Annotated in this window: 22 protein-coding genes; 11 read left to right on the forward strand and 11 right to left on the reverse strand. The window is 72.8% G+C overall.

The window, feature by feature from the left end:
• Positions 1-7: 7 nt before the first annotated feature.
• A complete protein-coding gene (locus EDF64_RS02575; RefSeq protein WP_133518501.1) occupies positions 8-949 on the forward strand; it encodes an EamA family transporter in 942 nt (313 codons plus the stop codon).
• Positions 950-1,082: 133 nt separating this feature from the next.
• Here the strand turns inward: EDF64_RS02575 and EDF64_RS02580 are convergent, their stop codons facing one another.
• The gene (locus tag EDF64_RS02580) at positions 1,083-1,526 is read right to left on the reverse strand and encodes a GNAT family acetyltransferase (protein WP_133518502.1); all 444 of its coding nucleotides are present in this window, start codon (positions 1,524-1,526) and stop codon (positions 1,083-1,085) included.
• 96 nt (positions 1,527-1,622) lie between these two features.
• On the opposite strand from EDF64_RS02580, the gene EDF64_RS02585 reads away from it, so the two are divergent.
• Positions 1,623-2,426, forward strand: a complete 804-nt coding sequence (locus EDF64_RS02585) for a class E sortase (RefSeq protein ID WP_243736214.1) — start codon at positions 1,623-1,625, stop codon at positions 2,424-2,426.
• Positions 2,423-2,599, forward strand: coding sequence for a hypothetical protein (locus tag EDF64_RS18075; RefSeq protein WP_166645533.1), 177 nt, complete (start codon positions 2,423-2,425; stop codon positions 2,597-2,599). Before EDF64_RS02585 ends, EDF64_RS18075 begins: the two co-directional genes overlap by 4 nt.
• 128 nt (positions 2,600-2,727) lie before the next feature.
• On the opposite strand, the gene EDF64_RS02590 is transcribed toward EDF64_RS18075, so the two are convergent.
• From EDF64_RS02590 to EDF64_RS02605, 4 genes are all read right to left on the reverse strand, one after another.
• Positions 2,728-5,703, reverse strand: coding sequence for an AAA family ATPase (locus EDF64_RS02590; RefSeq protein WP_133518503.1), 2,976 nt, complete (start codon positions 5,701-5,703; stop codon positions 2,728-2,730).
• Complete coding sequence (locus EDF64_RS02595) at positions 5,703-6,866, reverse strand: metallophosphoesterase family protein (RefSeq protein WP_133518504.1); 1,164 nt, start codon at positions 6,864-6,866, stop codon at positions 5,703-5,705. Before EDF64_RS02595 ends, EDF64_RS02590 begins: the two co-directional genes overlap by 1 nt.
• Positions 6,867-6,935: 69 nt before the next feature.
• Positions 6,936-8,120, reverse strand: a complete 1,185-nt coding sequence (locus EDF64_RS02600; protein WP_133518505.1) for a S24/S26 family peptidase — start codon at positions 8,118-8,120, stop codon at positions 6,936-6,938.
• A 122-nt stretch (positions 8,121-8,242) separates the two neighbouring features.
• Positions 8,243-8,836, reverse strand: a complete 594-nt coding sequence (locus EDF64_RS02605; protein ID WP_133518506.1) for a hypothetical protein — start codon at positions 8,834-8,836, stop codon at positions 8,243-8,245.
• Positions 8,837-9,074: 238 nt separating this feature from the next.
• Between EDF64_RS02605 and EDF64_RS02610 the strand changes: the two genes are divergently transcribed.
• Both EDF64_RS02610 and EDF64_RS02615 read left to right on the forward strand, forming a co-directional pair.
• Positions 9,075-9,653: a MarR family winged helix-turn-helix transcriptional regulator gene (locus EDF64_RS02610; protein ID WP_166645570.1), complete on the forward strand. Its 579-nt coding sequence runs from the start codon at positions 9,075-9,077 to the stop codon at positions 9,651-9,653.
• A gap of 55 nt (positions 9,654-9,708) precedes the next feature.
• Positions 9,709-10,218 (forward strand): mycothiol transferase, encoded by a 510-nt coding sequence (locus EDF64_RS02615; RefSeq protein WP_133518508.1) that lies wholly within the window; start codon positions 9,709-9,711, stop codon positions 10,216-10,218.
• 69 nt (positions 10,219-10,287) lie between these two features.
• Here the strand turns inward: EDF64_RS02615 and EDF64_RS02620 are convergent, their stop codons facing one another.
• Positions 10,288-12,258 (reverse strand): DEAD/DEAH box helicase, encoded by a 1,971-nt coding sequence (locus tag EDF64_RS02620; RefSeq protein ID WP_133518509.1) that lies wholly within the window; start codon positions 12,256-12,258, stop codon positions 10,288-10,290.
• Positions 12,259-12,525: 267 nt separating this feature from the next.
• Entirely contained in the window at positions 12,526-13,407 is an 882-nt protein-coding gene (locus tag EDF64_RS02625; protein ID WP_133518510.1) for a PPK2 family polyphosphate kinase, read from the reverse strand.
• Between the two features lie 165 nt (positions 13,408-13,572).
• Here EDF64_RS02625 and EDF64_RS02630 point away from each other — a divergent pair, with 165 nt between their 5' ends.
• A complete protein-coding gene (locus tag EDF64_RS02630) occupies positions 13,573-14,757 on the forward strand; it encodes an alpha/beta hydrolase (protein ID WP_133518511.1) in 1,185 nt (394 codons plus the stop codon).
• Positions 14,758-14,872: 115 nt separating this feature from the next.
• Complete coding sequence (locus EDF64_RS02635; protein ID WP_133518512.1) at positions 14,873-15,193, forward strand: hypothetical protein; 321 nt, start codon at positions 14,873-14,875, stop codon at positions 15,191-15,193.
• On the opposite strand, the gene EDF64_RS02640 is transcribed toward EDF64_RS02635, so the two are convergent.
• The 3 genes from EDF64_RS02640 to EDF64_RS02650 form a co-directional block, all read right to left on the reverse strand.
• Entirely contained in the window at positions 15,190-18,375 is a 3,186-nt protein-coding gene (locus tag EDF64_RS02640; protein ID WP_133518513.1) for an efflux RND transporter permease subunit, read from the reverse strand. The genes EDF64_RS02635 and EDF64_RS02640 overlap by 4 nt on opposite strands.
• Before the next feature lie 93 nt (positions 18,376-18,468).
• Positions 18,469-19,149 (reverse strand): DUF6518 family protein, encoded by a 681-nt coding sequence (locus EDF64_RS02645; protein ID WP_133518514.1) that lies wholly within the window; start codon positions 19,147-19,149, stop codon positions 18,469-18,471.
• Between the two features lie 151 nt (positions 19,150-19,300).
• Complete coding sequence (locus EDF64_RS02650) at positions 19,301-20,758, reverse strand: PLP-dependent aminotransferase family protein (RefSeq protein ID WP_243736216.1); 1,458 nt, start codon at positions 20,756-20,758, stop codon at positions 19,301-19,303.
• 60 nt (positions 20,759-20,818) lie between these two features.
• Between EDF64_RS02650 and EDF64_RS02655 the strand changes: the two genes are divergently transcribed.
• From EDF64_RS02655 to EDF64_RS02665, 3 genes are all read left to right on the forward strand, one after another.
• Positions 20,819-21,493: a YczE/YyaS/YitT family protein gene (locus tag EDF64_RS02655; RefSeq protein ID WP_208108809.1), complete on the forward strand. Its 675-nt coding sequence runs from the start codon at positions 20,819-20,821 to the stop codon at positions 21,491-21,493.
• Positions 21,494-21,569: 76 nt separating this feature from the next.
• Positions 21,570-22,442, forward strand: a complete 873-nt coding sequence (locus EDF64_RS02660) for a DUF4097 family beta strand repeat-containing protein (RefSeq protein WP_133518516.1) — start codon at positions 21,570-21,572, stop codon at positions 22,440-22,442.
• Positions 22,439-23,020, forward strand: a complete 582-nt coding sequence (locus EDF64_RS02665; RefSeq protein WP_133518517.1) for a PadR family transcriptional regulator — start codon at positions 22,439-22,441, stop codon at positions 23,018-23,020. Before EDF64_RS02660 ends, EDF64_RS02665 begins: the two co-directional genes overlap by 4 nt.
• A gap of 61 nt (positions 23,021-23,081) precedes the next feature.
• Here the strand turns inward: EDF64_RS02665 and EDF64_RS02670 are convergent, their stop codons facing one another.
• Positions 23,082-23,870, reverse strand: coding sequence for a MerR family transcriptional regulator (locus tag EDF64_RS02670; RefSeq protein WP_133518518.1), 789 nt, complete (start codon positions 23,868-23,870; stop codon positions 23,082-23,084).
• 130 nt (positions 23,871-24,000) lie between these two features.
• Here EDF64_RS02670 and EDF64_RS02675 point away from each other — a divergent pair, with 130 nt between their 5' ends.
• Complete coding sequence (locus EDF64_RS02675; protein ID WP_133518519.1) at positions 24,001-26,280, forward strand: APC family permease; 2,280 nt, start codon at positions 24,001-24,003, stop codon at positions 26,278-26,280.
• The last annotated feature ends 7 nt before the right edge of the window (positions 26,281-26,287 follow it).

A 26,287-nucleotide genomic window follows, 5' to 3' on the forward strand; every position in this document is an offset into this window, starting at 1 on the left:
GGGAGCCGTGCTCACCGTCGTCCTCGGCCTCTCCGGCGCGTTCGTCTACGGCTTCGCCGACTTCCTCGGTGGTCTGGCGTCGCGGCGTCTCCGCGCGGTGACCGTCGCCGCCGTCGCAGCGGCCGTCGGGATCGTGCCACTGCTGCTCGGGCTCGTGGTGGTCGGCGGTGTCCTCAGCTGGACCGGCACACTGTGGGGCGCCGTCGCCGGGGCGTCCGGAGGCGTCGGGGTGCTCCTGCTCTACCGTGCGCTGGCGATCGGTCCGATGAGCGTGCTCTCACCCCTCACCGCCGTGTTCGCCGCGGTCGTGCCCGTGCTGGTCGCGGTGCTCCGCGGGACGGCGTTGTCCGGGCTCGCGATCGCCGCGCTCGTGGTTGCGGTGGTCGCGGTCGTGCTCGTCGCCGCCGTCCGGGACACCTCCGGCGCGCGCGTCACGGCACGCGGCCTCGTCACCGCGGCGATCGCCGGGTGCGGGTTCGGCGGCATCGTGCTGGCGTACGACCTCACGCCGTCCGACTCCGGTGTCGCGCCCCTGGTCGTCGCGCGGGTGCTGCAGGCGGTGCTGCTCGGTGCGGCGGCCGTCGGCACGGCGCTGGCCGGCCGCCCTGGAGGCGCGGGAGACCCCGCCACGTCGGCCGACGCTGCGGGGTCTGCCGTGCCTCCAGGGCCGGTGGTGCGTCCGGTGGGTCCGGTGCGGTGGCCGGCCCGTCTGCTGCTCACGGTGGTGGCCTGTGGCGTGCTGGACGCGCTGGCGAACGTGTTCATCCAGGCGGGGCTGCACTCGAGCGACGACCCGGTGACGCTGCCCGTCGTCAGTGTGCTCAACGCGCTGTACCCGATCGGCACCGTGGTGCTCGCGGGCGTGGTGCTGCGGGAGCGGCTGACCGCGGTGCAGTGGGCCGGCATCGTGCTGGCGTTCGCCGCGTCCGTGGGGCTGGCGCTGGCGTAGGTGCTTCTGCGCGTTCGCCGCTCCCGTCGCGGGCCGTCCGGGTCTCGCGCTGAGCGACACTTCTCGGCTTCCGGAGCGCGTGAGGTGTCGCTCACGCCGAAACTCGGGTCGGGGTCGGGGTCGGCCGGGGCGGTCAGGCGTCGGGGATGAGGCGCTTACCGAGGGACACCGTGTGGTCCGGGGCGTAGCCGAGCGACCCGTAGAAGCCGAGCACCTGCTCGTTGCCGGCACGGACCTGCAGGTTGAGCTTCGGGCAGCCGAGGTCGGTGAGGAGGCGCTCGAACTCCGCCATGAGCGCCCGGCCGAGGCCGGAGCCCTGCAGGTCCGGGCGCACCGCGAGGTAGTTCACCCAGCCGCGGTGCCCGTCGAACCCCGCCATGCCCGCGCCGACGATGTTGCGCTCGGCCGGCTCGGGTCCCACCGGCTCGGCGACCAGGAACAGCTCGGGCTGGACGGTCAGCTTCCGCGCGATGTCGCGTCGGGGGTCGTTCCACGGACGGACGAGCCCGCAGGACTCCCACAGGGCGATGACGGCATCGGTGTCGGCCGGGGCGAAGGCGCGGAGGACGTGCTGCATCTCCTCACGGTAACGGTGCTGTGGAGAACCTCGTCACGGTGTCGTCGCCGTGGTCTGATAGACCTGTCCGACCACCCCTTCCGGATCAGGAGCCCCGTGACCGCACACGAGACACTCCCGTCGCGTCGTTCCCGACGAGACGGCGCCGATCGTGCGACGCGGGCGCCCCGTCGTCGGCAGACCGTCGGCGGCGCGATCGTGTCCCTCATCGCGGAGCTCCTCATCATCGCCGGCGCCGGCACCGGCCTGTACGTCGTGTGGACCGCGTGGTGGACGGACGTCGTCGCCGTGAACGCGCAGACGCACCTCGTCGAGGGGCTCGGGCAGCAGAAGCCCGTGGCCGGCGTGGGCACCGAGCACCGGGGCCCCGCGCCCGTGCTCGCCGAGCCGCCGAACCTCAGCGACGTCTTCGGGACGATGCAGATCCCGCGGTTCGGCAAGGACTACGACCGGCCCATCGGCGAGGGCACCGACCGTGAGAAGGTCCTCAACACGATCGGGCTCGGCCACTACCAGGACACCGCGATGCCGGGCGCCGAGGGCAACTTCGCCGTCGCCGGGCACCGCGTGACCTACGGCAAGCCGCTCAACCAGATCGCCGAGCTCAAGCGGGGCGACTCGGTCGTGGTGCGGGTCACCGACGCCAAGACGAAGTTCGACGTCTGGTACGTGTACAAGGTCACGGACTCGCAGATCGTCACCCCGGACCACATCGAGACCATCGCGCCGGTGCCGAACAAGCCGGGCGTGGAGCCCACCGCCGACGACCGCTGGCTGACCCTGACCGCGTGCCACCCGATGTGGTCCGCCAAGGAGCGCTTCGTCACGCACGCCAAGCTCGACTACTGGATGCCCGCGTCGGAGGGCACCCCGAAGGAACTCTCGGAGACCGCGAAGTGATCTTCCCGTTCGTGTGGCGGATCCTGCCCGGTCCGACCGCCCTCAAGGTGCTCGAGCTGCTCGTGCTCCTCGCCGCGATCGTGTTCGTGCTGTTCACGTGGGTGTTCCCGTGGGTCGCAGCGGACATCCTGCCGCCGCCCGACGGCACCGTGGACGTCACGCCGTCACCCTGACCGACCGCGGCGGACGTGCCGACCGGCGGCGCCAGGTGCGCTGACCGACGTCGCCGTCGCAATCGCCGTCGCCGTCGCAATCGCCGTCGCGGTCGCGGTCGCGGTCGCCGTCGCCGCCGCGCCAGCCGTCAGACGGTGGTCGTGACGCGTGAGCCCCCCTCGAGCGTCCGGCGCACCGCGATGCGCTCCGGGATCCGCTGCTTGAGCTCCTCGACGTGGCTGACGATCCCGACCTGACGGCCACCAGCGGTGAGCCGTGCGAGCTGCCCGATGACGTCGTCGAGGGTCTCCGGGTCGAGCGTGCCGAACCCCTCGTCGACGAACAGCGTGCCGAGCGAGACCCCGCCGGCCTCGGCCTGCACGACGTCGGCCAACCCGAGCGCCAAGCACAGCGACACCGTGAAGGTCTCACCACCGGAGAGGCTGCCGGGAGCACGCCGGGTGTCGGTCGTCTGGTCGTGCACGGCGAGAGCGAGCCCCGTGCGTCGCGCCCGTGAACCCGACTCCCGCTCGTCCGAGGTCTCGAGCGTGAACCGACCCGCGAGCATCGCCCGCAGGCGGTCGTTCGCCGCGGCGACGACGTCCTCGAAGCGCCGCATGAGCACGTACGTGCCGAGGGTGATCCCGCTCGGGTTGACCGACGGCTGACCGGCGGCGATGTCGGCGAGGCGGACGACCGCACGGCTCCGGGCCGAGGTGTCGTCGCGGGCACGCACGGCCACGGCGAGCTCGGCGGCGCACTGCTCGGAGGCGGCGGCGCGGTCCTCGGCGGAGGCCGCCGCGCGGGTTGCTTCGTCGGCGGCGGTGGCGGACTGCTCGCGGGCCACCCGGGCACCGTCGAGGTCGAGGTGTTCCGCGTCGTCCCCGGCGGCCGCCACCACGGCCGGCTCTGCCAGGCCGGCGTCCACCACGGCGCGCTCGCGGTCGGCGGTCGCGACGGCGCCCTGCAGCTGCTCGGTGCGCGCACGGTCGAGGAGCGCGGCACGAGCGGCGGCCACGTCGTCGAACTCCTGCTCGGCCAGCACCCGGTCGACCTCGGCGAGGCGTTCGCGGACCGCCCCGACGGCTGCGACCGCGCGGTCGTCCGCACGGGACACGGCATCGAGCCGATCGACCAGCGCGTCGAGCTGCGCGACGCCGGCGTGCAGCGAGTCCGGTTCGTCGTCGAGGAGCTCGGTCACGCGTCCGGTCGCCTGCTGGACCGCCGCCGTGTCCTGTTCGAGCCGCTCGGTGTCCGCCGCGGCCGAGGCCACCAGGACCGCCCGCTCCGTGTCGACCTGGTTGCGCTGCCGTTCGAGGGTGCGGGTCGCTTCGTCGTGCGCGGCACGCTGCTGTTCGAGGGCACGGACACGGACGGCCGCGGTGTGCGCTGCCTCGACCAAAGCTCCGGCGGCGGCAGCCAGGGCCTCCACGGTGACCGCGTCGGTGTCGCCGAGCACCTGCACGAGTCGCTCGTGCTCCGCCCGCTCGACCGCGAGGGCAGCGGCGGCGTCGGAGAGCTCCTGCTCGGCGCGGCGGGCGGCCCGGGCTGCCGCCTCGATCGCCTGGGCGGTGGGGTGGTCGTCCTGCGGGAGGGCGACGGCGGGGTGCTCGACGGCACCGCACACGGGGCACGGCTCGTCCGGCTGCAGGGCCGCACCGAGTTCCCCGGCGAGGCCGGCGATGCGGCGTTCGCGGAGCTGTTGCTCGGCGCGGACCAGGTCGTGCGCGGTGGTCCGGGCCGCGCCCACGGCAGCTTCGGCGCCCCGGACCCGCCGTTCGGACGCAGCTCGGGCGTCGAGGTCGGCGCGGAGTCGCCCGACCCGCTCGACCTCGAGCCGAGCGGCCTCGGCACCGGCGGCCGTCTCGGCAGCGGCACGGGCGTCCTCGACGATGCGCGCCCGTTCGGCCGGCCGTGCCTCGAGCGCGGTGTCGAGGTCGGCCAACCGCCGTGTGCGCTGTTCGGCACGGGTCGTGGCATCGGTGATCGAGCGTCGGCGGTCGGTGAACCCGGCTTCGACGGCGACGAGGTGGCGGACCGCGGCGACGCACTCGGCCACGGTGGAACGCTGGCGGACGAGGTCGTCCCCCGTCGCGCCGACCCGGTGTCGGGCGCGCAGGGTGTCCGCAGCCGACGCCGCGTCGTCCGATCGGAGTCGGGCGGCGTCGAGCCCGTCGGCGACCGCGGCCACACGTGCGGCGCGTTCGGCGAGGGCGAGCCGTGTGCGCGCCGCGTCGACGTCGGGCGCACCCGCGTCGAGGAGCGACCGGCGTCGGAGGAGTTCGGCGCGGCGCTCGAGCGCAGCGGCACGAGCGGTGACCGCCTGCTCGTGCGCGGCGGCCGCTGCGGCGGTGTGTGCGGCTGCGGCCCGTGCGACCTCGGCCGCGTCGGCCGCGGCGCGGAGTGCGACGACCGTCGGGGGCACGGATGCCTCGTCCGGGTCGTCGGCGCCGGCCGCCTGGGCGAACCGGCTGAGGGCGTCGCGCACCCGGGCGTCCGCACCGTCGACCTCGGCCTGCACGGCGCGGCGACGGGCAGCGAGCTCGTCTGCCGTGCGGTCGTAGACCTGCGTGCCGAACAGCGACTGCAGGAGCTTCCGGCGCTCTTCGCCCGGGGAGCGCAGGAACCGTGCGAACTCACCCTGCGGCAGGACGACGGTCTGCAGGAACTGCGCCCGGTCGAGCCCGACGATGCGGGTGATCTCGACGGCGACCTCGGGGATGCGGGACGACACCGGCTCGCCGGCGACGTCGGCCGGCCCGGCGAGGCGGAAGAGCTGCACGGACGCCTGCTGCTTCACGGTGCCGCTGCCCCGCTGCTTCGGGCGGTCGTACTGCGGCGTGCGTCGGACCCGGTGGACGCCCGCGCCGGTCTCGAAGACGAGCTCGACGAAGGGTTCGACGGCGGGGTCGGCGTGCTGACTGTGCAGCCGGTCGTCGGTGGCGTCGGCCCCGGCGAGCTTGCCGTACAGCGCGAACACGACGGCGTCGATGATCGTCGACTTGCCGGAACCGGTCGGCCCCTCGAGCAGGAACACCCCCGAGGCGGCGAGCGCGGCGAAGTCGATCGTCACGAGGTCGGGGTAGGGACCGATCGCGCGGAGTTCGAGGCGGTGCAGGTACATCAGCGGTCCCCCTCGCGCTGCAGTGCCAGGGCGGCTGCCTCGTACGCCTCGGTCAGGATCGCGCGGTCGTCGTCGGTGGGCGCGGCACCCGTGGCGAAGGACACGAAGTCCGCTGCCACCTCGACCGGGTCGGACGTCGCCGTGACGGCCCGCGCGGCAGCGCGTTCGCCACGGTCGGCGGGCTCGTGCGTGATCGCCAGGGCGTACGGGAAGTGGTCCTTCACCCGCGCGTACATCCGTTCCGGGTGCACGGTGTCCGTCACGGCCACCCGGACCCAGGCGTCCGCCGCGGACCGGAAGGTGCCGGACTCGATGTCGTCGATGCTGCCGCGCACGTCGACGAGCCGCCGGGGCACTGGCGCGGGCACGAGTTCGACGGTCACCCCGCCGGTGGCGTCGAGGTCGACCACGGTCACCGACTTCTGCTGGTTCCGCTCGCCGAACGAGAAGGCGAGCGGCGACCCGGCGTACCGGATGCGGTCGGTGGCGCCGACGCGCTGCGGGCCGTGCAGGTGGCCGAGCGCCACGTAGTCGACGCCGTCGAACACGTTCTCGGACACGCGGTCGACCCCGCCGACGCGGATGTCCTGCTCGCTGTCGCTCGGCTCGGTCCCGCCGACGAAGGCGTGCGCCACGACGACGCTGCGCGTGCCCGGTCGTTCGGCGAGGTCGGCACGGATCCGGTCCATCGCGGCGCCGACGACGGCCTGGTGCGACCGCGCGAGGGGTTCGTCGGGCACCGCGGCGAGGGCGTACCGGGTGAGGTCCGGGTGCAGGTAGGGGATGCCGTAGACCGCGACCGGCCCGGAGGCGTCGGAGACGATCACCGGGGTGCCGATGCCGGCGGGTTCGGCGAGGATCCGGACGCGGGTGCCCATCACGCCGGCACCGAAGCCGAGTCGCGCGGCGGAGTCGTGGTTGCCCGGGGTGAGCACGACGGTGGTCGTCTCGGCGAGCCGTTCGAGCGCGTGGGACAGCATCCGGACGGCGTCGACCGGCGGGATGGCGCGGTCGTAGACGTCGCCGGCGATGACGACGAGGTCGATCGCGCGCTCGTGCACCTGGGCGACGAGCCAGTCGAGGAACGCGGCCTGGTGCTCGAGCAGGTCAGCGCCCAGCAGTGTGCGGCCGAGGTGCCAGTCGCCGGTGTGCAGGATGCGCATGCCGTCACGGTAGCGCCGGCCGGGGACATCCCGGGGTGCCCCGCGCCACCCTGTGGAGAACCGGTCGGGTCAGGTCGCGCAGCTGAGGTTGGTCCCGACGAGTGCCGTCTGGATCCGGGCGGTCGCGGTGCTGTCGACGTACCAGGACCCGGCCCAGTTCGTCCGGATCTTCACGGTCACGACGGCGCCGAGTGTCAGGATGCTCTGGCCCGTGACGCGGATCGGCGCGGTGCTGCCTGCTGCACCGGTCGCGGCGATGGTTCCGGCGTTCGTGTTGAGCACCGAGAAGGACGCGGCCGTCGGCCCGCCGTAGGTGAAGCCGATGTTCACGGATCCGTCGCCGTTCGCCGTGCAGGTCAGCGCGGTGGCCGGCGTCGCCGTCCCCGCGCCGAACGCGGTGGTGGTCGTGGTGGTCTTCGACCAGGGGGCTGCGACGGCCTGGGCCGGCAGCAGCACGCCGGCGCCGCCGGCGACGACGACGAGGACCAGTGCGGCGCCACCGAGTCGGCGCAGCCGACGCGCACGGCGAGCCTGTCGACGCAGGGTGCGACGGCTCTGGACGTGCGCGGGGGCGGACTGGAGGCGCGTGGCGGCGCCGTCCCGCGCCTCCAGGCCGTCGTCAGCACCGTCAGCCCCACCGTCACCGGCGTCACCACCGTCACCCGCGGAACCGGCGGAACCGGCGGGATCGTCGTCCGACACGGCGAAGCGCCGGAGCGACCCGTCGATCGTGCAGAGCGCGAGGACCGCGACCAGCGCGAGCGCCAGCATGCCGACCGGCACCCACTGGCCCGTGCGGATCCACACGATCGGCGTCCCGACGAACGGCACCCGCAGGAACGCGACGCCGTGCACCGCGGAGGGCTCGAGCGGGGTGGAGTCCTGCTGCGGGTTCGCGTCGCCCTTGGTGACGAGGGTGCCTCCGGGGCCGTCCTCGACGTAGCGGTGCATCCGGAGGTGCCCGGGCTGGTCCGGGTCGTCGGCCAGCAGGATCTTGCCCATCCGGACGTCGCCGGCCGTCACCGGGCGGGAGACCACGACGTCGCCGGGGGTCAGTCGGGGCTCCATCGAGCCGGTCATCACCGTCGTCGGCTGCCAGCCGATCACCGCGGGGGCGGCGGCCCAGAGCGCGAGCCCGAGCAGCGTGGCGACGACGCCGCGGGCGAGGGTGGCGACGACGACGCGCCCCCAGTCGACGGCGTCACGGACCACGTCGTGCGGTGTGGGACCACCGTGCACTGTGATGCTCGTCATGACTGCCTTCGACCGGGAGCGCGTTCTGGAAGGGGTGACGGACGGGCCCGCGTCGGGTGCGGTCCCGGTCGTCGCCGGGTGCAGAGGACGGGAGCGTTCGATCACGCTCCCGTCGGTCCCGCTCAGCTGTTCTGGGCCTCCCAGGTGAGGCCGAGGGCCGCGGTGCCGCCCTGCACGGTGTTCGGTGCGGTGCTCGAGACCGTGTAGGTGAAGCGGTAGACGCGCGACTCCGACGCGGTGCCGGTCGGGGCCCACGTGCCGAGACCGGTGGCGAAGTTCGACGCGGTGAAGTTGCTGAGCAGGCCGCTGTAGAGGGTGCCGCTCGTGGCGGCCGGGGTGAAGCCGGTGCAGGAGCCGAAGCCGCCGCCGGTGCCCTGCTCGACCGTCAGGGTGATGTTCGCGTCGAGCGCCTTCGTGGCCGAGGCGTTGGTGCCGTACAGCTTCACGGTGGAGGGCAGCGACCCGGTCGAGGTGACCGTGATGCAGTTCGCGCCGGTCGAGCCCGGCTTGAGGCCGGTCGCGTTGAACAGCGCGGTGTTGTTGTCGTCGTCGGTGAGTGCGACGCTGCCGGCGGTCCAGTTGCTGGTCGGGTTGACCGTCGTGGCCGAGAAGGCCGAGTAGGACGCGGTGGAGACGACGACCCCCGAGGCCACGAGGGCGGCGGGGATGGCGATCCAGGCGGCGAGACGGGCGGCGCGAGGGGTGACACGAGACATGGCGGGGCTCCTGATCCGAGGTGGCGCCGGGTCCGCGGTGGTTGGCCGCGCTTCGTCGCCGTGGTGATTGCTACGACGATCAAGCTACTTTGCTGCCGTGCTGCTCACAAGTGGAGGAATGCCCCCACTGCTGGGGGTAGTTCAATCGGTGAGATACTTGTTCAATGAGCAGCACGGCGACATACCGTGTCGCCCCGCCGATCGCGCGAGCGATCACCCATCCGAGAAGAGCCGCCCGATGACGGACACCGCCCCCGCACTCCCCCAGGAGGCCTCCGCGTTCCTGCGCGGCCAGGAGCTCCCCCCGGCCCCCGCATCCCCCACCGTCAGCGTTCCCGAGACGACACCGGACACCGACGTCGCGAAGCTGATGACCGCCTTCCGCGTGCTCCAGATGCAGCACGCCCGTGTGCTCCACCACGAGAGCTCCACCCGGGGCCTCAACGCGACCGACGCCCGGTTCGTGTTCTTCCTCGCCGCGGCGGACGGCCAGGGCGTCACCCCGAAGCAGGCCGGCGAGTACCTCGAGCTGTCGACCGGCGCGATGACGTCGCTCATCGACCGGCTCGAGAAGCGCGCCCACATCGAGCGCCGTCCGAACCCCGAGGACCGTCGCAGCATCCTCATCCACCTCACGCCGTCCGGCGCCGAGGTCGCGCGCGGCATCGGCGCCGTCTACACCGCGGCCTTCCGCGAGGTCGTCGCCCCGGACGACCGGGCCCGGTTCGCCGACGCCTTCGACCGGCTCGGCACCGCCCTCGACCGGCACTCCCGCGCCGTCCACGACGCGACCACGCTCGGCGGCCTGACCGCCTGACCGGCCCCACCGCGTGTGACGGACCGTGTCGGGGCCGCCGCGTAGCGTGGCCGGCATGACCCCTTCCGAACTCCTCATCGAAGCGTTCTCCCGGGTGCCGTCGACGGTCGCACGTGCCGTCGAGGGGCTGTCCGAAGACCAGTTGGCGTCGCGCCCGGCGACGGGCGCGAACACGCTCGCCTGGCTCGCATGGCACATCGCCCGGGGGCAGGACGCGCAGATCGCCGATCTCGCCGGCTCCGAACAGGTGTGGACGGCCGACGGCTGGGTGGAGCGGTTCGGCCTGCCGTTCCCCGCCGAGGCGCTCGGGTACGGCATGTCCCGCGACGACGTCGGACGCGTCCGCGCCTCCGCCGACCTGCTGCTCGGCTACCTGCAGGCGGTGCACGCGCGCACCGTGGCCTACGTCGGCACGCTCGCCCCGGAGGACTTCGACCCCGTCGTCGACGACGCCTGGGACCCGCCCGTCACCGCCGGCGCCCGGCTCGTCAGCATCCTCGACGACTGCACGCAGCACGCCGGCCAGGCCGGGTACGTGCGCGGACTGCTCTTCTTCAACCGCTGACGCGGTCCGGGCAGACGGGAGGCCCGTGGCGATCCCGCCACGGGCCTCCTGTCCTGCTGCTGGTCGCGACTACCGCGCGGCGAGCTCCGCGACGATCCCGTCACCGGGAGCGGCGTCGACGAGGTCCGCCTCGATCTCCGCGTGCTCGAGGATGCCCTCGATCTTGCGGCGACGGCTGCGCGGGACGATCGTCACGACCGTGCCCTCCTTGCCGGCACGACCGGTCCGGCCGGACCGGTGCATGTACGCCTTGTAGTCGTCCGGTGCGTCCGCCTGCACGACGAGCGACACGTCGTCCACGTGGATGCCGCGGGCGGCGACGTCCGTCGCGACGAGCACGTTCACCCGGCCGCTGGTGAGCAGCTGCAGGTTGCGCGTGCGGCGCGACTGGTTGAGGTCACCGTGGAGCGAGGTCGCGCGGATGCCGGCGTCCTCGAACTGGTCGGCGAGGCGCTCGGCGTAGGCACGGGTGCGGGCGAACACGATGGTCTTGCCGTCGCCGGACACGAGTTCCTCGAGGAGCTGGTCCTTCTGGCGCTGCTCGACCACGAGCACGCGGTGGTCGATCGTCGACGAGGCCTGGTCCTCACCGGCGACCTCGTGGACCGACGGCTCGTGCAGGAACTGCTCGACGAGCGACGCCACCTGGGCGTCGAGGGTCGCGCTGAACAGGAGCTTCTGCGCGCGGTTGCCCTCCGGGGTGACCTCGGCGGTGGCGGAGAGGATCTCCTGCACCGGCTCGAGGAACCCGAGGTCGCACATGTGGTCGGCCTCGTCGAGTACGGAGATGACGACCTCGCTCAGGTCGAGCGTCCCCTTGTTCATGAGGTCCTGCACACGACCCGGCGTGCCGACGATGATGTCGACGCCACGCTCGAGGGCGCCCACCTGGCGGCCGTACGGGACGCCGCCGTAGATCTGCGTCGTGAAGAGGCCCACCGAGCGGGCGATCGGCTGCACCGTGCGGTCGATCTGCAGGGCGAGCTCACGCGTCGGGGCGAGGATGAGCGCACGCGGGGCGCGGCCCATCTTGCGCTTCGTGCCGCCGCCGTTCTCCATGAGCTTCTCGACGAGCGGGGCGCCGAACGCGATGGTCTTGCCGGAGCCCGTGCGGCCGCGGCCGAGGACGTCCTTGCCGGCGAGCACGTCGGGGATCGTCGCCGCCTGGATCGGGAACGGGCTGGACGCACCGAGCTCGCCGAGGGCACGCGAGATGTTGCCGCCGATGCCGAGGTCGCCGAAGGTCACGCCCTCGACGTCGGCCGCGATCGTGGCCTCGGCCTGGAGCTTCTCGAGCTTGACGTCGTCGGCGGGGACGAACGGCTTGCGCTCGGCGTCGTCGCGGCGGGGTGCGCGGTCGTCACGGTCGAAGCGACGGGGCGCACGGTCGTCACGGTCGAAGCGGCGCGGGGCGCGGTCGTCGCTGTCACGACGGGGTGCGCGGTCGTCGCGGTCGAACCGGCGCGGGGCGCGGTCGTCACGGTCGAAGCGGCGCGGAGCGCGGTCGTCGCTGTCACGACGCGGGGCACGGTCGTCGCGGTCGAAGCGGCGGGGCGCACGGTCGTCGCGGTCGAACCGACGCGGGGCGCGGTCGTCGCTGTCACGACGCGGGGCACGGTCGTCACGGTCGAAGCGACGCGGGGCACGGTCGTCACGGTCGAAGCGACGGGGCGCACGGTCGTCACGATCGAAGCGACGCGGGGCGCGGTCGTCGCTGTCACGACGCGGGGCACGGTCGTCACGGTCGAAGCGGCGGGGCGCACGGTCATCACGGTCGAACCGACGACCACCGCGGTCGTCACGCTCCGGACGACGGGCGCCGGCGTCACGGGGCTCCCAGTTCGGACGCGCGGGACGCTCGCCCTGCGCCGAACGGCCGCGGCGCTCTTCGGCGTCCCAGCGCTGCTTCTGGCGCGGCTGCGACGGCTCGGCGGCGCGGAAGCCGCGGTGCTTGCTGCTGCGCGCGGCGGGGGTGCCGTTCGGGTGACGGACACGGTCGGAGGCACGGTTGTCCGCGCCGCCCTTGTTGTACGGGGCCATGGCTACTTTCTCGGGGTGCAGACGTACCGCAGCGCCCGACAGCGACATCGGCGGGGGCTGCTTGCGGAGGGGGTTCATCCCGTCGCGGATCGACGTGATTCCAGCCCTCGAGCAACACACACCCAAACGAAAAGCCCGTGATCACAATGTCACGGCGTCGAAGGCCGACCGAGTGAGTCTACGTGATCCGGTGCACGCTGGCCAGCCCCGCGACCGGCGCGGGACGCGGGGCTGGGGTGATCCGTGCCTCCAGGCCGGTCACCGTGGTCAGGACTCGGCGAGCCGCTGCCGCTGCTCGGCCACGTCGAAGTCCGCTGCGGGCCACGAGAGCTGCATGTCCTCGAGGGCGCGGAGGAGGAGCTGCTGGACCGCCAGCCGGGCGTACCACTTGCGGTTCGCCGGCACCACGTACCAGGGCGCCCGAGCGGTCGACGTCCGGTCGAAGACCGTCTGGTACGCCTGCTGGTAGTCGTCCCACAGCAGCCGTTCGTCGATGTCGGCGGGGTTGAACTTCCAGTGCTTGTCGGGGCGGTCCAGTCGCTCGCCGAGCCGCTCGCGCTGCTCGTCCTTCGAGATGTGGAGCATCACCTTGACGATGCTGGTCCCCGACGCGGCGAGACGGTCCTCGAAGTCGACGATCGCGCCGTAGCGTCGCTCGATCTCCTCCGGCGGGGCGAACGAGCGGACCTTCTGGATCAGCACGTCCTCGTAGTGGGAGCGGTCGAAGACACCGAGCTGACCGGCGTCCGGCAGCTGCCGTTCGACCCGCCAGAGGAAGTCGTGCTCGCGCTCCTCGGCGGTCGGCGCCTTGAAGCCGGCGTAGTGCACGCCGTTCGGGTCCACGGCACCGACCACGTGCGAGACGATGCCGCCCTTGCCCGCGGTGTCCATCGCCTGGAGCACGAGGAGCACCCGCCGCTGGTCGCCCGCAGTGGACGCTGCCCAGAGTCGCTCCTGCAGGGCGGAAAGCCGGGAGGCCCCGGCGGCGAGCGCCTCGAGCCCGTCGATCTTCCGGCCCGGGAAACCCGGGGTGCCGTCCGGGTCGACGCTGTCGAGGCGGAAGCCCTCCTCGACGCGGAGCAGGGGTTCGGGGTCGGCGTTCCAGGCCTTGCGACGGCTCACGGGTCCTCCAGCGGTGTCGCCTCTCATCCTGGCACCGCGGGCGGCGCGGCGTCCGGATGGCGGGTCGTCCGGGGTCGGTGGCGGAGCGCCCGGGGGTCGGTGCGGACTGGCCGGGGGTCGGGTCCGGTTCGTCCGGCAGTTCCTCCGTTGGGTGGACGCCGGTGGTGTGAGGGCCGGGTTACCGTTGTCGTGATGAGGTCAGGCCGTCGCACGTTGCTCGCGCTCGTCGCTGCGGTCGTGGCGCTCGGCGTGGTGGCTTCGTGCAGCTCGGATCCGGTCGGCGACGAGAACCGCACCGTGACCGGTGGGTCCGTCATCTACCCCCTCTCGCTGCGGTACCACGGCATCGACGTCGTCGCGGACGTGCCGTACGGCGCGGACGCACTGCAGCGGCTCGACGTGTGCCTGCCGGCGGACAGCGCGCCCGGCACCACGGCGACGCCGAGTGCCACGGCGGCGGCTTCGTCCGCGGCCACGGCTTCTGCGGCGGCGGCTTCAGCCGGGTCGGAATCAGCGCGGGCCGGCGGCGACCGTCCCGGTGGTGGTGGTGGTGCGGGTGGCGCGGCCGGTGCTGCTGCGGCGCCGACCACATCGGCGTCCGCTGCGGCCGAGGCCGAGGCCGACGGTGCCGGCGGGGTGGCCGGCCGCGCCGAGGCCATCCGCGAGGCGAGCGGCTCCCGTCCCGCCGTCCTGATGATCCACGGCGGCAGCTGGTCCCACGGCGACAAGGACACCGCGGCCTACCGGTCCGTGTGCAAGTACCTCGCATCGCAGGGGTTCGTGACGTTCAACGTGGACTACCGGCTCGCCCCGACCGACCCGTTCCCGGCCGGGCTCGACGACGTCCGGCGGGCGCTCGACTGGGTGTTCCGCCCGACGACGCTGTCGACGTACGACGTGGACAGCACGCGCGTCGGGGTGTTCGGCGGCAGTGCCGGCGGGAACCTCGCGGCGATGCTCGCCGTCACCGACCACGACTCCACCGCGTACGCCGAGGGCAACCGCATCCGGGCCGTCGTCGACCTGAGCGGGCCGACCAACCTGACCACCCGTTCGACCCGCGCCGACGGGGTCTCGGCGGCGTTCCAGCGGCGGCAACTGCTGTACCTGGGGTGCCGGACCTACGCGGACTGCCCGGCCGCGACCCGGGCGTCGCCGGAGTACCACGTCACCGACGACACGGCGCCGTTCTTCATCGGGCACTCGACGGACGAGTTCATCCCGCTGTGGGAGTCGCAGGAGTTCGCGAAGACCCTCCGCGAGCACGACGTGCCGGTCACGTTCGTCGCGGTCGAGGGGACGGCGCACTCGATCGCGCAGCTCGACGAGGCGATGAGCAAGCGGGTCGTGACGTTCCTGCAGCGCCGGCTCGGCTGACGCCGGGCGGGCGGCCAAGGCGAGACTCGGCGTGGCGGGCGGCGGGCGTGCCCCGGGCGGGTGGCACCCGGAGTCGGGACTGCCGCGCGGGACTCCGCGCGACGAGACTTCCGGGGTGACCGACACCTCGACCCGTCCTGCGCGCCCCACCACCACCCGGTGGGAGCGGCACTCCCCGCTGCAGACGTTCGCCGAGCTCTCGCTCGGGCTGTCGTTCACCGCCACCGTCGCCTTCGGCGGGTACACGGCCGCCACCGGTCAGCTGGCCGTGGTGTCGCAGATCGCCGGCGTCCTGTTCCTGCTAACGCTCACGTGCGTCGTCGTCTCGTGGTTCCGCGCGGTCGAACGCGAGGACGGCGCCCCTCGACCCGTCGCTCCCGTCCGGGCCGCGTCCGTCGACCCGATCGCGGCCGTCGACGCCGAGTACCGCCGCTAGGCCGAGCCCTCCTCCGTCCCCACGACCGGCTCAGTCGGCGCCGGCTCGGTCGCCGTCGGCTCGGCCGCCGCAGCCCGACGATCCGCCCGACGCTCGCGCCAGCCCTCGACCACCGAGTACAGCGCCGGCAGCACCACGAGCGTGAGCAGCGTCGACGACACCAGGCCGCCGATCACCACGAGGGCGAGCGGCTGCGAGATGAACCCACCCTGCCCGGTGAGCCCGACCGCCATCGGCACGAGCGCGAAGATCGTCGCGAGCGCCGTCATGAGGATCGGCCGGAGACGCCGGGTGGCTCCCTCGACCAGGGCCTCGCGGACGCGGAGCCCCCGCCTGCGGTACTGGTTGACGAGGTCGATGAGCACGATGGCGTTCGTCACCACGATGCCGACGAGCATGAGCACACCGATGAGGGACGCCACCCCGATCGGGATCCCCGACGCGATCTGCAGCAGGATCGCGCCGGTCGCGGCGAACGGCACCGAGACGAGCAGCAGCAGCGGCTGGAGCAGGCTGCGGAACGTGGCGACCATCACCACGTAGACGATGAGGATCGCGACGAGCGCCGCGAGCAGCAGCTGGCTGAACGCGGACGACTGGCTCGACGCGACGCCGCCGATCGAGGCCGAGGCGCCGCGCGGCAGGTCGAGTCCGTCGACCGCCGTGGTGACGGACTGCACGGCGGCACCGAGGTTCGTGGCGTCCGGCGTGACGGTGATCGTCGCGGTGCGCACGGCGTCGGAGGTCGTCACCGTGGTCGGCCCCTCGGACCGCTCGATCGTCGCGACGTCGGACAGCGGCACGGGTCCGGTCGAGGTCGGCACGGACAGGGCGCGCAGGGCCGCCGTCGTCGTGGGCGGATCCGGGTTGGCGATGTACACGTCGAGGGAGGCGTCGTCGATCTCGACGGTGCCGGTGTCCTGCGGGGAGACGGCCGCGGCGACGAGCCCACCCACCTGCGTCTCGGTGAGCCCGAGTGCGGCGGCCTTCACCCGGTCGACCCGGACGGCCAGGTACGGCTCCGCCGAGGACAGGTTGCTCGTGGCGCCCGTCGTGTCGTCGACCTTCCGCATCTCGCGGAGCACCTGGTCCGCCGCCGTCCGGAGCTGCGCCTGGGTCGGCGCGGTGACGTCGACCTCGATGTCGCTGCTGCCGCCGAACCCGCCGCCGGCCGAGGACACCGTGATCTCGCCGGCCCCGTCGAGGCCGTTCAGCCGCTTCCGGGTGTCGGACTGGATGCGCTCCTGGTCGGCGTCGGAGTCGGTCGTCACCGCGTACTGGATGGACGCCGTCGCCCCGCCGCCGAAGGCCGCCTGGATCGACTGGCCGCTCGTGCCGATGGTCGTCTGGACGGTGTCGACGCCGTCGACCGCCCGGAGCTGCTGCTCGACCTTGCGGGCCTCGTCCGACTGGACGTCGAGGCTCGATCCGGGTGCGAGGTCCTGCGTCACGGTGAAGGTGTTCTGGCCGGAGTCGCCGAGGTAGTTCGTCTTGACGAACGGCAGCGCCGCCGCCGTGCCGCCGAGGACCACGAACGCCAGGATCAGCACCGTCCACGGCGTGCGGAGCACCCAGCGCAGCACCGGCTGGTACCCCCGACGGAGCCGGTCCGGCGCGGCGGCGTCGTGCAGGTCGGCGGCGGACGAGAGCGCTCCCGTGGTGGCCGACGGGGTCGCGGCGGCGGGTTGCGACGCCGTGCCCGCGTGCTTGTGCGCCTTCGGCGGCCGGAGGAACCAGTACGCCAGCACCGGCACGATCGTCAGGGCGACGACGAGCGACGCGACCAGGGCCATCGTGACGGTGAGGGCGAACGGTCGGAAGAGCTCCCCGACGAGCTCGGCGACGAACGCCACCGGCAGGAAGACGACCACGGTGGTGAGCGTCGAGGCGGTGACGGCGCCGGCGACCTCGCGCACGCCGTCGAGCACCGCCTGCCGTCGGTCGACACCCGGTTGCAGGTGCCGCTTGATGTTCTCGATGACGACGATGGAGTCGTCGACCACTCGGCCGATCGCGATGGTGAGTCCGGCGAGGGTGATGATGTTGAGCGTGTAGTCCGCCGCCCGCATGCCGATCGCGGCGAGCAGCACCGACGTCGGGATCGAGATGGCGGTGACGATCGTGGAGCGGACCGACAGCAGGAACAGCAGGATCACGATGACGGCGAAGCCGAGGCCGAGCAGCCCCTCTTCCGCCAGGGAGTCGATCGACTGCTGGATGTACGGCGCCTGGTCGAACACGACGGTGAACTGCGGGTTGCCGGTGATCTTCTTCTCGATGCCGGGCAGGGCGTCCCGCACGGTCGTCGAGACGTCGACCGTGTTCGCCTCCTGCGTCTTGGTGATCGCGATCGTGAGGGCCTGCTCGCCGTCGACGCGGCTGATCGAGGTGCGCGGGGACTCCTCGATCGCGACCTTCGCCACGTCGCCGATCGTCGTCGCGCTCGTCCCGCCGGTGAGCGGCAGCGCCTCGATGTCGTCGAGGGAGGCGATCCGTGCGCCGGTCTGCACCGACAGGGTCGAGCCGTCCTGGGTGATCGTCCCGCCGGGGATGAGCGTGCCGTTGTCGTCGAGGGCGTCCGAGATCGCGGTCTGCCCGAGCCCCCGGGCGGCCAGTTCGGTCTCGTCGGGGGTGATCACGACGCGGCGGCCGGGGTTGCCGTAGACGTCCGCCTCGCGCACGCCGTCGAGCTTCTCGAGGTCGGGGATCGCCGTCGCGTTCAACCGGTCGACGAGCTGTTCCTGGTCGCCCTTCGCCGAGACGGCGAGCTGGATGACCGGCAGGTCGTCGAACGACCCGGTGACGATCTGCGTCTGCACGGAGTCGGGCAGCGAGAGCGCGTTGACGACCGTCTGGATCTTGTCCTCGGCACTCGCCAGGTTCGACCCGTAGGCGAACTCGGCGGACACCACGCTCTGCCCGGTCGACGACGTCGCGGTCGTCGACTTCAGGTCGGGCACCGCCTGGATGCCCTGCTCGATCTTCGTCGAGACGTCGTTCGACACCACCTCGGGCGTGGCGCCGGGGTAGGCGCTCACGATCGCGACCTGCGGGAACTGGACGCTCGGGATGAGCTCCTGCTTGAGGCTCGTCAGCGCGATGCCGCCGAAGACCGCGACGACGATCGTGACGAGCGCGATGAGGGCCCGGTTGCGGAGGCTGAAGACCGAGAGGAGGTGCACACTCCGATCCTTGCAGGGCGGACCCCTCTGCGGACGCGTTCACGCGGATCCGTGGAGAACGGCAGCGGCTCGACCGACGGGCGCGCGGACCGCTCAGCCGCCGAGTGCCAGGTACACCGCCAGCACCCCGACGGTCCCGAGCACGCCGGTGCCGAGCGCCACGACCCGGCCGACCGAGGACCGCGCCGTCAGGACAGCCACGGCGAGCACCGCGACACCGACCACGATCTCGACCACCCAGGTCACCGGCCCGGTGGTGTCGGCCACCTGGAGCAGCGCACGCACACCCTCGCCGACGAGCACCGCGGCCGTCGCCCCGAGCGCGGCACCCCGCCACCGGACGTCGCGGGAGCGGAGGGACACGGCGACGGCACCGGCGAGCATCCCGGCGGGGATCCCCATCAGCACCCAGAAGTTCGTGATCGACAGGAAGTCCGGGAACCCGCGGAGGTTCGAGGCCGCCCAGTAGCCGACGTGCATGAGCTCGAGGAGGACCACGCCGAGCGCCATCGCGAGCGGCAGGGCGACCCGTCCGGTCCGGACCCCGGCGAGCAGGCAGAGGGCCGCGGCGACGACGAACCACGGCCCGGCCGAGTTCGCGACCGACGACAGCCCGGGGACGGCCTGCCCGAACGAGGTCAGCACGCCGGCGAGCAGGGCTCCGGTCAGCGCCATCGACACCCGGGCGGCGGCGGGCACCGCGTGGGCGGGAGCAGCGGCCGGAGCGGCGGCCGGAGCGGCAGCGGCGGCGGGGCGGACGGACGAAGCGGTCATGGTCCCCAGGATCCCGTCACGACCGGCCAGCGCACATCACCCCACGGAGCGAGATGGCGTGCCCGGCATCACCCCCGAGGATGACGGGCGAGAAGCAGACACCCCCGCAGACCACCGCCCCGCGGACCACCGCCCGTCAGAACACAGCCCGTCAGACCACAGCGGCGAGCGATCCCCGGACGCCGGCGCCGTCCCCACCGATCCGCGCCCACGACCGCTCGAGCACGTCGACCAGCCGCACACGGTCCGCCGGCGGCATCGTGAACGGCACCCGGAGGAACCGCTCGAACCCGCCGTCCGGCCCGAACACCCCGCCGGACGCGAGCACCACACCCTCGGCCCGGGCGGCGAGCACGAGTGCGCTCGACACCGGGCGCCCGAGTCCCACCCACGTCGTCAACCCGCCCGCCGGCGACGGGACGTCCCACTCCGGCAGTCGCGCGCGCAACGCGCCCACCACCTCGTCGCGACCCTGTCGCAGGGACTCGCGCCGCGCCTCCAGGACGGCCGCCGTGCGTGGGACGAGCTCCCGCGCGACCAGCTGGTCGAGGACGGGCGTGCCGAGGTCGCCCGTCGGGCGGGCGAGCAGCAGGCGCTGCAGGAGTTCCGGTTCGGCGCGGATCCAGCCGATCCGCAGGCCACCCCAGAAGACCTTGTCCGCCGATCCGATCATGACGACGGTCGCACCAGCACCGGCACCGACCGCAGCGGCCAGCGGCACCGACGGCACCCCGTCGATCCGCAGCTCCCCCATCGTCTCATCCGCGATCACGGTCGTGCCGACGGACGCCGCGACGGACAGCAGCGTCTCCCGCGTCGAGGGGGACATCGTCGCGCCGGTCGGGTTGTGCAGCTCCGGCATGACGTACGCGACCGCCGGTGCGGTCCGGCGCAGCGTGGTCTCGAGGGCCGCAGCGTCCCACCCGGTCCGCGCGTCGACCGGCACCCCGACGAGGCGTCCGCCGACCTCGCGGAAGGCCTCGTGCGCGTGCGGGTAGGTGGGCGACTCGACGAGCACGGCGTCCCCGCGGCGCACGAGCACGCGGGCGAGCAGGGCGATGGCGTGCTGCGCGCCGATGGTGACGACGACCTGCGAGGGGTCCGTCGGCAGCCCCCGCTCGGTGTACCGGTCGGCGATCGCGGCCCGCAGCCCGGGGTCGCCGACCGTGTCGTACCCGATCCCGGCGAGCGCCGCGGGCACGTGCCGCACGGCGCGGTCGACCGCTTCGGCCAGGCCGGGTGCCGCGTGCAGGGCGGCCTTCCGCAGGTCGAGGACGTCGTCCTCGACGACACCGCCGAGTCGTTCCGGGTCGGGCCGGCCGATGAGTCCGACGGGCAGGCGGACCACGCTGCCGGAGCCGCGCAGGGACACCAGGAAGCCGTCCTCCCGCAGGCGGGCGTACGCGTTGGCGACGGTCGTGCGCGAGACGCCGAGCGCGGCGGCGAGGCCCCGTTCGGCGGGGAGGCGCACACCCTGCGGGATGCGTCCGTCGATCACGAGGACGCGGACGGCGTCGGACAGCGCCTCGTAGGCGGGGGCGTCGGTCGCGGCGCGCCAGTCGGTGAGGAGGAGCGCGGCGGAGCGGGCACTGAGGAGGACCGGGGGCACGAGACCACGGTAGCCGAATTGGCCCTCGACGTGCAGTCCAATCGCGACGACCATCGAGCCATGCCCCGCTCCACCGCCCTCACCCTCCGCTTCGTGCAGCTCTTCGTCGGACTGTTCCTCTACGGCGCCTCGACGGCACTGCAGGTCCGAGCGGTCGTCGGCGTCTCGTCGTGGACCGTCCTCACCGAGGGGCTCGAGAACGTCGTGCCATGGTCGTTCGGCGTCATCACCGTGGTGTCGAGCGGCGTGATCCTGCTGTTCTGGATCCCGCTCCGGCAGAAGCCCGGCATCGGCACACTGCTGAACGCGCTGGCCATCGGGCCCTCGGCGGACCTGGTGCTCTGGCTCGTGCCGACGCCGTCGGACCTGGTCGGCCGGATCCTGCTGTTCGCCGCCGGCCTGCTGCTGCTGGCGGTCGCGACCGCGTTCTACATCGGGGCCGGGTTCGGCGCCGGTGCCCGCGACGGACTGATGGTCGGGCTGCACGAGCGGCTCGGTTGGCCGGTCTGGGTGGCACGGACCGTCATCGAGGTCTCGGTCGTCATCGTCGGCTGGTTCCTCGGCGGCGACGTCGGCGCCGGCACCGTGGTCGCAGCGTTCGCGATCGGCCCGATGGTGCAGCCGCTCATGCCCCTCTTCCGGCGGTTCCCGTGGAGCCCGGAGCGGACGCCCGGTGCGGTCGTCGAGTCCGCCGCCCTGGAGGCGCGCCCCGTCCCCGCCTCGGAGGTCGCCTGAACCCCTTGCGCACGTCCAGGTCGCGATATAACGTGTCTCGCACAGACGCGATACATCGCGAGTTGGAGGAAGCAACATGGCCCAGGAGAAGTGGCTCGTCGAAGAGCCGAAGGTGATCGACACCGGCATCGTCCGCACGCTCCGCGTGGGTCTCGCCGGTGGTCAGGTCGACGTCGTCGCCCACGACGAGCCGACCGCCCGCATCGAGGTCCACAGCGTGTCCGGCAAGCCCCTCAAGATCGAGCTCGACGGGGACACCCTCACGATCGACCACCCGCAGATCCGGTGGGACGACCCGCTCGGGTTCCTCCGCTCGTTCCGCGGCAAGGCCCACGCCGACGTCAGCGTCCTCGTCCCCCGCGACGCCGGGGTGACCGTCGGCGTCGTGTCGGCCGGCGCGCTGCTCTCCGGCACGAACCGCGGCGCGACGCTCAACACCGTGTCCGGCGACGTGGTCGTCGACGAGCTCGCCGGGGACCTCACCGTCAACGCGGTCTCGGGCACCACCACGATCCGCGAGCTCGACGGCGCCCTGACCGTGCACACGGTGTCCGGCGACGTCGTGGCCACGGGCGAGATCCCACGCTTCTCGGCCGACGGGGTCTCCGCCGACGTCGTGCTCGACCTGCACGGCACCCCGGACTCGGCCCGCGTGAACACGGTGTCCGGCTCGGTGAGCGTCCGGCTCGAGGACGGCGTGCCCTACCGCTGCACCGTCAGCACGGCCTCCGGCAAGCTCCAGTTCGACGACTCTGAGATCCGCGGCGTCCGCGGCTCGTACGTCAAGCAGGGCGGCGAGCTCTCCGGCCAGTGGCTCGACCTCAAGGTGAACTCGGTGTCCGGCGACATCGCGGTGCTGCACGCCCCGCCGGTCGCGCCGCCGGTCGTCCCGGACGCCGGGCCGACGACGACGCCGACGACGACCACCGACGGTGAGGTGTTCGAATGAGCCCCGTGTTCGCGCACGGCCACCTGCGCCTCTACCTGCTCGTCCTGCTGGCCGACCACCCGATGCACGGGTACGAGGTCATCCAGGCACTCGGCGATCGATTCGGCGGCACCTACGTCCCGAGCGCCGGCACCGTGTACCCGCGGCTGTCGAAGCTCGAAGAGGAAGGCCTCGTCTCGAAGTCCGTCGACGGCCGCAAGACCGTCTACGCGATCACCGACGCCGGCCGTGCCGAGCTCGACGCCCGTGCCGACGAGATCGCCGCGGTCGAGAACGGCGTGAACGACTCGGTGAAGACCCTGGCCGACGGGGTCCGCGCCTCGGTGGGCGACGCCATGCGGTCGCTCCGCGCCGACCTCGCGGCCAGCGCGCAGGCCCCGCGCGGTCAGACCGCCGACGAGCCGGTGGACGTGCCGTCCGAGGGTGCGCGTGCACTCCGCGAGGTCGAGATGGTCCTGTCGTCGTTCCGGCAGCAGGTCCGGGCGGACCTCCGTCGCCGCGCGACGCGCGGGACGCTCAGCTCGGACACCGTGACGCGCCTGCGCGACGGCCTGGAGGCACTGCGCAAGTCCATCTGACGGCCGTCGGCCGACAGGTGGTCGCGCCCCGTGCCTCCAGGCTGCCGACCGCGGTCCCTCCTCAGAGGCCGCGGTCGGCCAGTGCGTGCATCGCGTCGCGGAGCGCGCGTGCCGCGCCGGGTCCCGCCCACTCGTAGGCGTGCGTGAACCGCTCGTCCTGCACGTACATGTCCGCGAGGGTGCGGAAGCGGTCCGCGGTCAGTTCCGCCGGCGGTGTGGCCTCGGCGAGCCAGGCGAACTGACGGCGTGCCAGCGCGAGCCCGGCCTCGGACGCCGGACCGTCACCGGATGCGGCGAGCGCTGCCGCCTCGGCGGCGATCGCGCGCTGCTCGGCCTGGAACGCCTCCTTCGCGGCGGGGTCCTTCGAATCCCACCAGCGCGAGCCGCTCTCCCAGGCGTCCGCACCCCAGCGCTCCGCGACCTCCTGCTTGAACCTCGTCTGGTCGAACCCGTCGAACGTGTCGGTGGTGTTCATGTCCGCTCCTTCCTGGATCCTGGTGATGGTGGTCCGCACGGCGGCGAGCTGGCGCGCCATCCGGTCGCGCTCGCGTTCCAGCCACGCGACGTGTGCGGTGAGGGCGGTGACGTCGTCCTGCTCCCCGTCGAGGACCCGGCGGATCTCGGGCAGGCCGAGTCCGAGTCCCCGGAGGAGCAGGATGCGCTGCAGCCGGACCAGCGCGCGGTCGTCGTAGCGGCGGAGCCCGCCGTCGCCGATCGCGGTCGCCGGCAGCAACCCGATCGCGTCGTAGTGCCGCAGCGTCCGGCTCGACACACCCGCGGAACGCGCCACGTCGGCGATGCCGTGCGGAGCTTTCGCAGCTGGACCGGTCGGGTCTGTCGAATCCCTCATGCTGGTGACGGTACTGGTTGACGCTGCGTCAACCACAAGGGGTCTCCCCCGATGTCGGTGACCCCGGTTCGACCAAGGCGGAATACCGGGCCGGTCGCCCGTGTTGACTCGCGTCCGGAAATGAGTAGGTTTGCCGCTCGTGACGAACGAGATCCGGTCGTTGAAAGCACGACTGATCGGGGATCCCCTCCCCTCCGAGAAGCTCGAAGGACAGCTCCTCCCGAAGCACCTGGCCCTGCCGATCTTCGCGAGTGACCCGCTGTCCTCCGTGGCGTACGCGCCGCAGGAGCTCCTCATGATCCTGCTGCTCGGCGGGATGTCGTTCCTCACCTTCGCGCCCTGGGTCGCTGCGCTCGTCGTGCTCCTGCTCGTCGTGGTCGTCGCGTCCTACCGGCAGCTCATCAAGGCGTACCCGTCCGGCGGCGGCGACTACGAGGTCGCGCACCGGAACCTCGGCGAGAAGGCCGGGCTCGTCGTGGCGTCCGCACTGCTCGTCGACTACGTCATGACGGTCGCGGTGTCAGTGGCCTCCGGCGTGGACAACATCATCTCCGCGCTGCCCGTGCTCAACGAGTTCCGGGTGGAGCTCGCGCTCCTCTTCGTCGTCCTGCTGGCGGCCGCGAACCTGCGCGGCGTCCGCGAGTCGAGCAAGGCCTTCGCCGTGCCGACCTACCTGTTCGTGACGTCGGTGTTCGTCATGGTCGTCACCGGGCTGATCCGGGTCGCCGCGGGCAACGCCCCCGTCGCCGAGTCGGCCGCGTACACCGTGCAGAACGTCGAGCACACGACGCAGGCGGCGTTCATCCTGCTGCTCCTCCGCGCGTTCGCGTCCGGCTGCTCGGCGCTGACCGGGGTCGAGGCCATCGCCAACGGCGTGCCGGCGTTCCGCCGCCCGAAGATCAAGAACGCGCAGATGACCCTCGTGCTGATGGGGTCGATCGCGATCGTGCTGTTCGTCGGCCTCATCTCGCTCGCGCTCATCTCGCGCGTGCACTACGCCGAGCGGGCCTGCGACCTGCAGGGGTTCACCGCGTGCGCGACCACCCCGCAGCGGTCCCTCATTGCGCAGATCGCGGCGGCGACGTTCGGGAACGACTCGGTGCTGTTCTTCGTGATCCAGGCGACCACTGCGGCCGTGCTGCTCCTGGCGGCGAACACGGCGTTCAACGGGTTCCCGCTGCTCGGCTCGATCCTCGCCCGTGACTCGTACGCGCCGAAGGCCCTGTCGACGCGGGGTGACCGGCTCATCTACTCGAACGGCGTGATCGTGCTGGCGCTCGTCGCGGCGGCGCTGCTCATCGTCTACCGGGCGAACGTGACGAGCCTCATCCAGCTCTACATCATCGGGGTGTTCGTGTCGTTCACGCTCGGGCAGAGCGGGATGGTGCGGCACTGGACGCGGTTGCTGCGGGAGGACCGCGGGAGGACGGCGCGCGCGGGCGGCGCGGACGGCGCTGGTGCCGCTGGTGCCGCTGGTGCCGCCGAGGCGCCGCTCAACCGCGGCCAGGTCTACCGCTCCCTCACCATCAACGCGATCGGCGCGACCTTCACCTTCGTCGTCCTCGTCATCGTGACGATCACGAAGTTCACCCACGGCGCCTGGCTCGTGTTCGTGATCATGCCCGTCCTGTTCGTCCTCATGCTCGGCGTGAACCGCTACTACCGCGACGTCTCGCACGAGATCGAGGCCGACGTCGAGACCCAGTTCGGCGCCACCGGCGACCACGCGATCGTCCTCGTCAACAAGCTGCAGAAGCCCGTGCTCAAGGCGCTCGACTACGCCATCGCCGCGAAGCACGCGAGCTTCGAGGCCGTGCACGTCGCGATCGACGACGCCGACGCCGCACGGCTCCGCGCGCAGTGGGCCGAGTACGGCATCGAGGTCCCCCTCACCATCGTGCCGAGTCCGTACCGGGACATCTCGATGCCCCTCATCAAGTACATCAAGGGGCACCGGACCGAGCACGGCTCCGAGGTCGTCACGGTCTACACGCCGGTCTTCATCGTCGGGCACTGGTGGGAGTCGCTCCTGCACAACCACCGCGGCCGCCGGATCCGGAAGAAGCTGCTGCTCGTGCACGGTGTCACCGTCGCGCTCGTGCCGTGGCTGCTCGACTCGTCCGAGCTGCTGTACGGCCGTCGCTCGCGCCCGCTGCCCGGCCAGGAGCGTCGCGGCGAACCGATCCGTCCTGCGCTCCGACGCTCGCCGGACGGCGTGTTCCAGCACGAGGCCCAGGAGGACCGGCTGCTCCGTTCGGCGCAGCGGAACAGCCTGCAGCCGCGCCGGGCGACCCGTCCTGCGGGGCCGGCCGAGGGCGTCGACCAGACCCTGTGCACGGGCGAGATGCGCGTGCTCGTGCCGTCCCCGCCGCGCGGCGACGGTCGCGCGCACGGTCCGGACGCGTCGTAGCATCTGA

Origin of the sequence: Curtobacterium flaccumfaciens (genome assembly GCF_004361695.1) — a bacterium.
Taxonomy (GTDB): domain Bacteria; phylum Actinomycetota; class Actinomycetes; order Actinomycetales; family Microbacteriaceae; genus Curtobacterium; species Curtobacterium flaccumfaciens_B.